Genomic DNA, 11170 nt, shown 5'->3' with positions numbered 1-11170 from the left:
AAAAACGCCTTTCGGGGCGTTTTTTTATGCCTAAAATACACTAAACTAAGTAATACCGATTACATTAAGTATGTGATCTAAATTTTGCGCAGGAAAAATAGCTAAATTTAAGGCATAAGTTGACGTAAATGGTTGTTCCCTTTACAAAACTTACAACGCAGAAGTGAGTTATTTTAACCAGTAAAATAGATTAGCTATTTATTGTAATTGGTATAAGACCAATTGCAGTAAATTGCGTAAGAGGGAACAACCATAAAAGAATTAAAGTCTTTATTTTAATTCTACCAAAAGAAGAATAACGTAGTTAATCTTCACAAAGACATCAACTTACGCCTTGAATCAAGCTATTTTCACTGCATAAAATTTACATCACAGACTTAGTGTAATTGGTATAATAACCACGTTCCATTTACGAGGGTTTGTTATGCAAATTGATAGTAGTATTTTAGTATTAATATTTGTGATGTTATCTCTCTTACTGGGGGCAGTAGTAAAATCGCTACCTAAAATTTTGACCTCCCCCTATAGCGTTGTGTTGCTATTAATTGGCCTTGCTTTAGGGTTATATAATCGTAGTTTTCATATCACTGAAAACCTACCAATATTACAGGGCGCACTGACTCAGCTTGCCTCTATCGACCCACACCTGATTTTATTACTATTTTTACCCACCCTTATTTTTGAATCCGCTTTTTCAATGGAAATCCACCTTTTTAAACGTATGTTTAGCCAAATTGCCATTCTCGCCATTCCCGGATTAATTTTAACCACCAGCTTAACCGCCCTGCTCGCGCACACTTTTTTCCCGTGGCAATGGTCATGGACAGTCTGTTTTCTATTTGGTGCACTGATCAGCGCCACCGATCCTGTTGCAGTCGTTTCCTTGCTCAAAGAGGTCAGTTCACGTAAACGCTTAGAAACATTAATCGAAGGTGAATCTCTGCTTAATGATGGCACAGCAATCGTTTTATTTACCCTATTTTACGGCATGCTCAGCCTTGGTAGTGAAAGTAGTTTTAGCTTTGCCACTATTAGCATCAGTTTTATTGAAGTGGTCTTACTGGGACTATTTATTGGCCTACTAGTGGGGGGCATCATAATATTCTGGATAGGTCGTCTGTTTAATCAACCAATGATTGAAATTACACTCACTATTTCAGGAGCTTACCTTGCTTACTTCATTGCTGAAAATATATTTCATGTTTCAGGTGTGGTCGCAGTAGTCGCTTTAGCACTACTGTTAGCCAGTATTGGTCGCACGCGAATATCGCCTGAAGTGGCTGATTTCTTACACCATTTTTGGCAGATGATGGCACATATCGCTAATACCTTAATTTTTATTTTAGTAGGCATCATTATCGCCTCACGCATCCGCTTAGATGTTTGGCAATGGTGGGTAACATTAGGGGGGTTATATGTAGGTATTCAATTTATCCGTGCAATCTCTATTTTTACCTTTATGCCCCTATTAAAACGAATCGGCATTGGTATCAATCGCGCCAAAGCACTGGTGTTAATTTGGGGTGGATTACGTGGTGCGGTTTCACTTGCATTGGCACTTATTATTGCCCAAGACCAACTGATTGATAAAAACCTAGGCGATCAAATACTGTTCTTAACCGCTGGCATCGTTGTGCTTACTATTGTCATCAATTCAAGCAGTATGGCGCTATTATTAAAAAGTTTAGGCTTAGATAAACTACCACCCGCTAAACAGGCAAGCTTAAATAAAGCCAAATTCGCCATTAAACAACGCCTATTGAGTACACTACCCGAGCTTAAAAAAAATGAGTTTTTACAACGTGCTAACTGGCCAAAACGCGATAAAGAGATAACCCTTGATGCGACAAAAATAGAGTCTAAAGAGATAACAGATGAAGCACTAGGTATCGCTTTCAAACGCCGTTTATTAGAGATAGAACGCCAGTTTTACTGGTCACAATTTAAACAAGGCGCATTAACAGGCATCGCCACAAAACAGCTAGTCAACGCCGTTGAAATCGCCCTTGATGGCGTCCCACAAATCACCCCACGTAATAGCCTGTTTGAGTTTTGGAAAACGCCCGCTTATTTGCGTTTTTTTAACCGCATGCCCTGCTTAAACAGATTTATGGTTAATCTCTCTTTTGAGCGTTTAGCACTCAGTTACGATACTGCGCGTGGGTTCCTACAAGCGCAACAGGAGATACAAAAACACCTATTACTACTCTCGCCAAGTGAACATGAAACAGCGATTGTTAAACAAGAAATAAACCACAACAAAAATCAAACTCGTTTATATATCAAACGACTACGTGATAATTTCCCCGATCTATCCTACAGTTTAGAAACCCACAGCGCACACCGTTTAATGCTTAATTTAGAGCGAGTCTATTTAACAGAGCTGATTGATGAGGGCGTATTAGACAGCAGTGAAGCGGATAAATTAATGCATGAAATAGAGTACAAACTCGCACATCTGCATCAGCAACCCCACTATGTCAGTATCAATGAGATAAATAAGCAGCTCACAGCAATGGTGTGGGCCAAAAGGCTTAAAAAAAGCACTTTAATGGCGCTTGCTAAGCTTGCTAAACGACAAATATATAATGATGGTGAGCTGATTTATAGACAAAACAGTAGCGCTACGGCCATTGCATTGGTGATGCATGGACAAGTGGAATTGATCTCAGTCTCACAGGAGACCATTATAAACAGTGGATCTTTATTAGGCTTGTATGCTTTGTTAACCGCACGTCGCCAAAGTAGTGCCAAAGCACTCACGCCTGTAGAACTTCTCTGGTTTGATATTCATAAATTACAAAAGATCATCGCCAAAGATAAACACCTCAGCGAACTATTTGCACAAAAAATAGAGTTGGAGGTAGAGGGAAAATAAATGGACTCTCGGAAGCGAGACTTCAGCCCTACAGTTTATTTAGTACATAAAATCAAAACAGATCTCCACCACATTGAGTGAAATTAGATATACTCTGTAAAATTTAGCTATTTTATAAGGGAATTAATAAGTGCGCTATGGAAAAATTAATTAACATAATAAAAGAGTTACCATTAAAAAATCAGCCACTGCCTTTTTCAGTATACTCATCCATAAAAGAGCAGAGCTTATTAAATGTGCCAGTCATAAAACCACTGCTAATTGCTATTCTTTGCGGTCATAAAAAACTAGGTGATAGTAGCGAAGCGCGTTGTTCTACTGGTGATTTTGTTTTTTTATCCAATAGCTCCGCAGTTAACATGCGTAATATTCCCAAACAAAAATCCTATTTTGCACTGTTAATTGAATTCGACTTTAGTGATTTCGATAACTTAAAAATAAACCCTTCTCATCAACAAAATTTTTGTGTAGGCAAGATAACAGACACCCTTGAAAAGTGTTTACAGCAATTTGTAGAATGGTCTGTTTATGCTCCAGAAGTATTATGGCCTTTACGACGTAAAGAGATAATAGCGCTTATGTGTCACATGGGGCACAAAGATATTTTGTCGATGGTCAACACCCCTCATATCGCACATCAAATCCACTCTCTCTTCAGCGAGCAACTGAAAAAATCTGAGCCATTAACTGTCATCAGTATTTGTCAGCGACTTGCAATAAGCGAGTCTACATTACGCCGAAAACTAAAATCTGAACAGACAACCATTCAAGATATTAAAGACCAAGCGAGATTAGGTTTGGCTTAATACCCGTTACCAATCAAAGTGCTTTATTCAGTCGTCAGCTCGGACACTAAGGCAAGGCGCAGTATGATGACAATGGCTAGCCCTTATCGAATACTGCAACGCCGAATTAGTTTTCGAGCTGACGATCCGAAGGGCAAGCTTTGAGGCAAACACCTTCGTTGTTAAAAAGTATCGATTGAACCAGTTAGACCTTCAACTTTTTGCCTAGAATCTGTTCACCTCACAGCTTGCTGAATTTTGCACTTTGAATGATAACGGGTATACATCTATTACAAACAACACATTTTTCTATTGGCCTTATTTCTGAAAAGTGTGGTTATCAATCTCAGTCTCGTTTTACAGATCGTTTTAAAACGTTATTTGGATTAACACCTTCTGAGCTACGAAAAACTAAAATGGCGGATTAGGGCGAAAATTTGACAGTTTAGGTACTAAACCAAGTCGATAAGAAAAGATAAAATAGCGACTCAATCACTCACTTGGACAACTTATGAACCAAACTATTAAAGTACTTTCACTCTTATCACTTGCTCTTTCACCTGCACTCTTTGCAGACTCATTCACCCTCTCTAGCCAAGATATCAGCACCGGAGAGTTTATGACTAAAAACCAAGAATTTAATGGATTTGGCTGTTCAGGCAAGGACTTATCACCTCAGCTACAATGGGGAAATGCCCCTAAAAACAGCAAAAGTTTTGCTATTACCGTTTATGATCCCGATGCGCCAACAGGTAGCGGTTGGTGGCATTGGCAAGTGGTCAATAGACCAGTAACTACAATGATGATCGCAAGCAATGCAGGTAGTACAACAGAAAACTTATTACCCGCAGGTAGCCTACAAATAAAAAATGATTACGGAAGCAGAGGGTTTGGCGGTGCTTGTCCACCAGCAGGACACGGAATACATCACTACCGTTTTACCATTCACGCCCTTTCTGTCGAGAAACTTGAGTTACCAGAAGATGCCTCAGGTGCATTAGCAGGTTATATGATCAATGCGCATACGATTGAATCAGCCACCATTGAAGCGTTATACCAACGCGATTAACAAACCTTGAATTAAAGTTGGGTCAGATCAAACTTAAAACATCACCATTAAAGTTTGATCTGACCCGACTTTATTTATGCGAGGTTAAGCAAAAACGCAAACTCTCTGGCGGTATCTTCAAAATGTTTAAAGCGGCCTGATTTTCCACCATGTCCCGCTTCCATATCGGTGTATAAAAGCAGTTGATTATCATCGGTTTTCAGGTCGCGCAGTTTAGCAACCCACTTGGCAGGCTCCCAATATTGCACCTGTGAATCATGTAAACCGGTAGTGACTAGCATACTTGGATAATCCTGTTTAATCACTTGATCGTAAGGACTATATTCGAGCATATAATCATAGTAAGTTTTATCGTTAGGGTTGCCCCATTCATCATATTCACCTGTGGTCAGAGGAATCGATTCATCCAGCATGGTTGAAAGCACATCCACAAAAGGCACTACAGCAATAATACCTTTGTAAAGATCGGGTGCTTGGTTGATTATCGCGCCCATTAATAGTCCGCCCGCACTGCCTCCCATAGCAAAAATACGGTTTTTATCACCATAGCCTTGCTCAACTAACGATTTAGATACATCAACAAAGTCATTAAAAGTATTTTTCTTATTAAGCAGTTTCCCCTCTTCATACCAAACACGCCCTAACTCTTCTCCTCCACGAATATGCGCAACAGCGTAAACAAAACCTCTGTCTAGCAGACTTAAATTGGCACTGCTAAAACCGATATCCATGCTGTAACCATAAGAGCCATACGCGTAAATTAACAGTGGGTTCTGGTGGTTAAAATGGGTTTTATGGTAAACCAATGAAACAGGTACTTTGATGCCATCACGTGCCGTAACCCAAACTCGTTCGCTTTGGTAGTTGTTACTATCAAAGACTTCACCATCAGCAAGTTCCATCACTTGGCTCTGTTTTAACAGCTCAGTTGCACCTGTATTTAAGTCCAATTCATACACCGTTGATGGGGTGGTAAATGAGGTATATTGATAACGAAACTTGTTGGTATTAGGATCAGGATTGTAATGGCTAAACACCGTATAAACAGGATCGTTAAAGGTTAATGTTTTAGATTCACCTGTTAGATGATTAATTTGACGCAGTTGCGGTAAACCTGCAAAACGCTCCTCTACAATTAACCACTCGTTAAGTAGTTCATAACCTTCTAACAAGGTATCTTCACGCGCTTCAATAATTGTTTTCCAATTTTCGCTGTTGCTATTGGTTGCCTGTGTGGTTGTTTTGAGCGCGAAGTTTTTACCACTAATATTAGTGCGAATGTAAAACTTATCTTGAAAATGATCGATGCTGTATTCATGGTCACGCTGGCGTGCTAAAAAGGATTGAAATTCACCGTTAGGGTTATTCGCATCAAGCAGTAAACATTCTGACGTCACAGTGCTATCAATGCAGATAACCAGATATTGCTCGGAGCGTGTTTTGTAGAGGTTAACATAAAAGGTATCATCCAACTCTTCATAAATAAGCTGATCATTTTTAATGTCATCACCTAAAAGATGGCGATAAACACGATAAGGTAGCAGTGTTTCAGGGTGTTTTTTGACATAAAAAAGGGTTTTATTATCATTTGCCCAAACAACATCAGAGATATCTTCAATGACATCATCAAGGTCTACCCCAGTGCTTAAATCTTTAATACGCAGTGTGTATTGACGGCGACTGACGGTATCTTCTGAATAGGCCATCAACATGGAGTCTGGCGAAAGGCTAAGGTCGCCTAGTTGGTAAAATTCATGTCCCTCTGCGCGCTGATTACAATCTAAAAACACCTGTTCAGGTGCATCCATTGAATCTTCATAACGACAATAAACGCTGTAATCTTTGCCCTCATCATAACGCGACAGATACCAAAAACCTTTTTTGAAATAGGGAACCGATTCAAGCTCAGGCTCTTGACGTGCCACCATCTCATCATAAAGCTCAGTTTGCAGGTTTTGCAGAGGTAACATCTGCTTTTCGGTATAACTATTTTCTTGATTAAGGTAATTGATAACCTCAGGGTTTTCACGTTTATCATCACGTAACCAAAAATAATCATCATGGCGCTGATGATTATGAATTTCATGAATATACGGTTTTTTAGTGGCGATAGGGGCTTTATCTGTCATTATTAAGGCTCATTAGAAGTAGAGATTTCTATAATAACATGGCTAATCTGGAACATAAATTTGGTATTGCCCTCCTCCTTTTAACTTCGCTTGATACATCGCATTATCTGCATCTTTTAATATATCGACCCAACTTTTATGCACAACGCGAGAGCAACTGATACCGATACTTAAATTAATATCACAATGACAGCCGTTAATTTCTAACCCATTGGGGGTAATGTCTAATAGCTTTAATGCAGTTTGTTCTACGGAGTTTTGAGAGAGGTAGATAATCACAAATTCATCTCCCCCTAATCGTCCCAAAAAATTCTGTTCTCCACAAATTACGGCCATTTTTTGAGTGAGATTAATGAGTAACTTATCACCAATATCATGCCCGTAAGTATCATTGATAGGTTTAAAGCGATCGATGTCGATCAGCAAGCTACAAAAACCGATTTTATCTTTTTGTAATTCAGTTATCTTTTCCTGTAACGCAATGCGATTGCCAATCCCCGTTAGTGGATCATGATACGCAAGATGCGCCATACGTCGCCGATCACGTAGGATAATAAAAAGAAAAAGTGCCCCACTAAAAGTAAGCCCCAATAAACTAATAACAATAATTTTATTAAGGCGAACTAATTCAAAGTCACGATTATGACTCTGCTGTGATAAACCTTGAAATTCATAGTTTAATAACTCAATAATATAATGGTGTGCTTGACGCGTATTATGCAGGGTAACAGTGATTAACTCTCCCGTTAGTTTTACCTTCATTGGATCACTTTTTTTAAAGCGTTTAAAAAAAATTTTTAGTTTAATAATGCGCTGTCCATTATTCACAAAATAAGCATTTTTTGATCCTGCAAGTAAGGTTTCATAAGCAGACCATGTGAGATCATAATGCTCTAATAGTTGTTCATAAACATTATCCCCACGTCGATACAGCTCTAAATTAGTCAGGTAAGATTGCTGTAAAATCACCAGTTGCACCAATGCTCTTCCCGTTGCCCGTTCATTCCATGACAGTAGATTTTGTGTCTTACTGAGCATCATAAGGCTTGCTCCTGCGCTAACCACAAACAAGATCGCAATGAGAAACAAGAAATAATGACTTTTATAACGCTTAATGGACACTATTTTCTTTATCCTCACTATTAATTTTAATCAACTGCCAGACCATATAATCATTATAAACAGCAGCCTCTAACTCTTTGTATTCATTAACAGGTAAAATGAGCCAAATAGGCCCTTTACTGCGTATTGTCAATAACTCTCCATCAATCTGTAACCCCAAAATAGGATTATATTTTTTTATGCGCTGATAGTTAAAAGAGACTTGGTAATGATCTAATGCATAAAGAGTTAACCATCGCCCTTCAATGCCAGCAGAGGAAAAAACATCTTCTAAATAGGGACCTTTATAAATATGCTCCTCATCTGTCCATGGAATGGTTATTTTTATCTCATGTTGTGGCAGTTTTTGTAATTGCTTAAGTGTATAAAATTCATTAACTGATTGTGAAACTGAGTGAATATTAAGTAATACTTTTTCCGAGGCAAAGAGGCTGTGTGCCAAAAATAAAAGCAAGCTGAGTAAACTGATTTTCACGATATTCTTTAACAAAATATATAACCTCTTCAGTAAGTCCACTAACTATGGTACGAACTAAAAAATAGTAAAGCGAGTGTGGAAATTAACCATCCAAAAACAGCCATAAAACCTATGTTACAATGTTTTTTTAGGGAGAAATTTATGTTGTGTCGTTTAGGATGTGGGGCTTGTTGTATAGCACCCAGTATTTCATCGTTCATTCCTGGCATGAAGCAAGGTAAAAAAGCGGGTGAACGTTGCATTCAACTTGATGAAAATAATCTTTGTAAACTGTTTGAAAAGCCACAACGACCGCAGGTTTGCTTAGACTTTAAAGCCTGTGAATGGATCTGCTCCAACAGTAATGAAGTGGCCTTCATCACATTAACTGAACTCGAGTCCGCTACAAAATAGTATAGTGTACTTTTTAACCTACTCTTATCATTTAAAAAGAGAGGTATACAATGAAAATAGGCATTCCCAAAGAAATAAAAAATCATGAGTACCGTGTTGGTTTAATTCCTTCAAGTGTGAGTGAATTAACAGGACAGGGTCATCAACTTTTTGTACAAAAAAATGCAGGTGAAGGCATTGGTTTTAGCGACCAAGATTACCAAGATGCAGGTGCAACCATCTTGACTAGTGCAGAAGAGGTCTTTGCACAAAGTGAAATGATCATCAAAGTTAAAGAACCACAACTCAATGAGTGTAGCCTACTACGCCCAGATCAAATACTGTTTACCTATCTACACTTAGCGCCGGATCTCGCGCAAACTCAAGCACTGATAAAAAGCCAAGCGGTATGTATCGCTTATGAAACCGTCACCGACAATAGTGGCCGTTTACCATTATTGACCCCCATGTCTGAAGTGGCTGGACGTATGTCTATTCAAGCGGGTGCATTTGCACTGCAAAAATCTAACGGGGGTTGCGGATTACTATTAGGGGGCGTACCGGGTGTTGAACCTGCAAAAGTGGTCATTTTAGGTGGAGGCATTGTTGGTTGCAATGCTGCAGAAATGGCGGTTGGATTAGGTGCAAACGTCACTATTTTAGATAGAAATGGTGATACGTTACGCCAATTAGACAAACAATTTTCAGGACGTGTTAATACCGTTTATTCCACGCATGAGAGTTTAAAACGCCATGTTTTAGAAGCAGATTTAGTGATAGGAGCCGTGCTTATTCCTGGGGCTGCCGCGCCTAAACTGGTCACTAAAGAGATGATTAAAGCAATGAAGAAAGGCAGTGCAGTGGTCGATGTTGCCATTGACCAAGGTGGCTGTTTTGCCACTTCACATGCCACCACTCATGACGACCCTATCTATATAGTGGATGATGTGGTGCATTACTGCGTAGCAAATATGCCCGGTGGCGTTGCTCGAACAGCTGCGCAAGCACTAAATAATGCCACATTACCCTATGTGTTAAAACTGGCTAATTTAGGTTACAAAGCAGCTTTAAAAGCCGATAAACACCTGCTAAACGGCCTTAATGTTTGTCATGGTAAAGTAACCATCAAAGAGGTGGCAGAGGTACACAACTTACCGTTTACTGACCCACTTGATCTACTTTAATTTCAATCGGCGTAGCAATACCAACCGCAAAAGGGTCTATATGGGTAGTGGAAATAAAGGATAATTTTCCATCTACCTTGATCATCGCACGTAAACGATAACGGTGATTGTCTTTTATCGCCTCTGTTGGAAATGCAATTTGCAGTGCATAAGGGGGCGCACTTTTAATCTCCCTTGTGGCACTGGCAATTAATTCCGATGCCACATCCATTTTTGATACATCCTCTAAACGCACCTCAAGTACAGCACCTTCTGGCAAGGCTATTCTTTGACGATAAAAGACTTCTGTTTCTAACAAACTCAATGCATCATCCGTGAAAGCACTCTTTTCATTACAACCGCTGATAGCAATCGTGGTAAAAATAAAGAGTAAAAAAGGAACTGTTTTCTTAATAGACATGCAAACCTCAACTGTTTCTGTAGTAAAAATTTAGAGCCCTGTTCTTTTAAATAGTTCAGTTTTAATAAAAAAAAGGCTAATCTTACGTCTCATTATTTGAGGAAAAACAGAGTGCGTACTAATCTCATTACCCCGGAAGGGTTTAAAAAACTGCAAACAGAACTTAACTATTTATGGCATGAATACCGCCCAGAGATCACCGAAAAAGTAGCGTGGGCGGCCAGTTTAGGCGACCGTTCAGATAATGCGTATTGCGTATTATAACCCCAATATTTATACTAAAATACTTAAAGTTGTTTTATAACAAATAGTTAAGTTTAGTACGTGTACCTTTCCGATATACTATTTTATATTTTATATTTTATATTTTATATTTTAAATTTTAAATTTTAAAACATATTCTTATTCAAGAATAATTATATATAAATGTGCCAATTTTTGTTTTGAGTAACTGATGTTACGCAGTAAATCAGAAGATTATAGCGAGAACTGATAAAGTATCATCATGAATAAAAACAAACAAATATTTGACCTGTACATTGATTACCTTGTCACCTCATTCAGTTACACAACAGCAACGGGTCTATCTCACCTTTTAGATGGAGAAATAAGTCATGATCAAATCACTCACTTTCTATCACATCAGCAGTTTAGTTCAGCAGACTTGTGGAAAAATGTAAAAAAGAGGTACGTGAAATAGAATCTGATGAGGCCGTTTTAATCTTTGATGATACTGTTCAAGGAAAGCCTTAT

Annotated in this window: 10 protein-coding genes and 2 pseudogenes; 8 read left to right on the top strand and 4 right to left on the bottom strand. The window is 38.6% G+C overall.

Translation table 11 applies throughout. The features are described from left to right. The first annotated feature begins 424 nt into the window (after window positions 1-424). The 4 genes from G322_RS0113795 (at window position 425) to G322_RS0113780 (ending at window position 4732) form a co-directional block, all read left to right on the top strand. Window positions 425-2878, top strand: coding sequence for a cation:proton antiporter (locus G322_RS0113795; protein ID WP_022942334.1), 2454 nt, complete (start codon window positions 425-427; stop codon window positions 2876-2878). 137 nt (window positions 2879-3015) lie between these two features. Further along, on the top strand, window positions 3016-3684 hold the full coding sequence (locus G322_RS0113790; RefSeq protein ID WP_028866638.1) for a helix-turn-helix transcriptional regulator: 669 nt from the start codon (window positions 3016-3018) through the stop codon (window positions 3682-3684). Between the two features lie 248 nt (window positions 3685-3932). Beyond that, window positions 3933-4091 carry a helix-turn-helix domain-containing protein gene (locus tag G322_RS22860; protein WP_084683746.1) on the top strand — a complete coding sequence of 53 codons (159 nt, stop codon included), beginning with the start codon at window positions 3933-3935 and terminating at the stop codon, window positions 4089-4091. Between the two features lie 83 nt (window positions 4092-4174). Next, entirely contained in the window at window positions 4175-4732 is a 558-nt protein-coding gene (locus tag G322_RS0113780) for a YbhB/YbcL family Raf kinase inhibitor-like protein (protein ID WP_022942333.1), read from the top strand. A 74-nt stretch (window positions 4733-4806) separates the two neighbouring features. Here the strand turns inward: G322_RS0113780 and G322_RS0113775 are convergent, their stop codons facing one another. From G322_RS0113775 to G322_RS20885, 3 genes are all read right to left on the bottom strand, one after another. Continuing rightward, window positions 4807-6861, bottom strand: coding sequence for a S9 family peptidase (locus G322_RS0113775; RefSeq protein ID WP_022942332.1), 2055 nt, complete (start codon window positions 6859-6861; stop codon window positions 4807-4809). Window positions 6862-6903: 42 nt separating this feature from the next. Then, entirely contained in the window at window positions 6904-7902 is a 999-nt protein-coding gene (locus tag G322_RS0113770; protein WP_156873968.1) for a GGDEF domain-containing protein, read from the bottom strand. A gap of 70 nt (window positions 7903-7972) precedes the next feature. Then, window positions 7973-8458 (bottom strand): putative pterin-binding protein, encoded by a 486-nt coding sequence (locus G322_RS20885; protein ID WP_022942330.1) that lies wholly within the window; start codon window positions 8456-8458, stop codon window positions 7973-7975. A 144-nt stretch (window positions 8459-8602) separates the two neighbouring features. Here G322_RS20885 and G322_RS0113760 point away from each other — a divergent pair, with 144 nt between their 5' ends. Next, a complete protein-coding gene (locus G322_RS0113760) occupies window positions 8603-8854 on the top strand; it encodes a YkgJ family cysteine cluster protein (RefSeq protein WP_022942329.1) in 252 nt (83 codons plus the stop codon). 50 nt (window positions 8855-8904) lie between these two features. Then, the gene (gene ald, locus G322_RS0113755) at window positions 8905-10017 is read left to right on the top strand and encodes an alanine dehydrogenase (protein WP_022942328.1); all 1113 of its coding nucleotides are present in this window, start codon (window positions 8905-8907) and stop codon (window positions 10015-10017) included. Here ald and G322_RS20880 read toward each other — a convergent pair. Then, window positions 9992-10417, bottom strand: coding sequence for a YbaY family lipoprotein (locus G322_RS20880; protein ID WP_022942327.1), 426 nt, complete (start codon window positions 10415-10417; stop codon window positions 9992-9994). The genes ald and G322_RS20880 overlap by 26 nt on opposite strands. Before the next feature lie 111 nt (window positions 10418-10528). Here G322_RS20880 and G322_RS22855 point away from each other — a divergent pair. Together G322_RS22855 and G322_RS23450 are read left to right on the top strand one after the other, a co-directional pair. Next, window positions 10529-10666 (top strand): annotated as a pseudogene (locus tag G322_RS22855) (transcription elongation factor GreB); the annotation flags it as partial. A 256-nt stretch (window positions 10667-10922) separates the two neighbouring features. Further along, a pseudogene (locus tag G322_RS23450) lies at window positions 10923-11170 on the top strand (IS701 family transposase); the annotation flags it as partial.

The sequence above is a fragment of the Psychromonas hadalis ATCC BAA-638 genome, assembly GCF_000420245.1.
Classification (GTDB): Bacteria; Pseudomonadota; Gammaproteobacteria; order Enterobacterales; family Psychromonadaceae; genus Psychromonas; species Psychromonas hadalis.
Note: the sequence above shows the minus strand (reverse complement) of the source record. Positions and strands in the feature narration are given on the sequence as shown.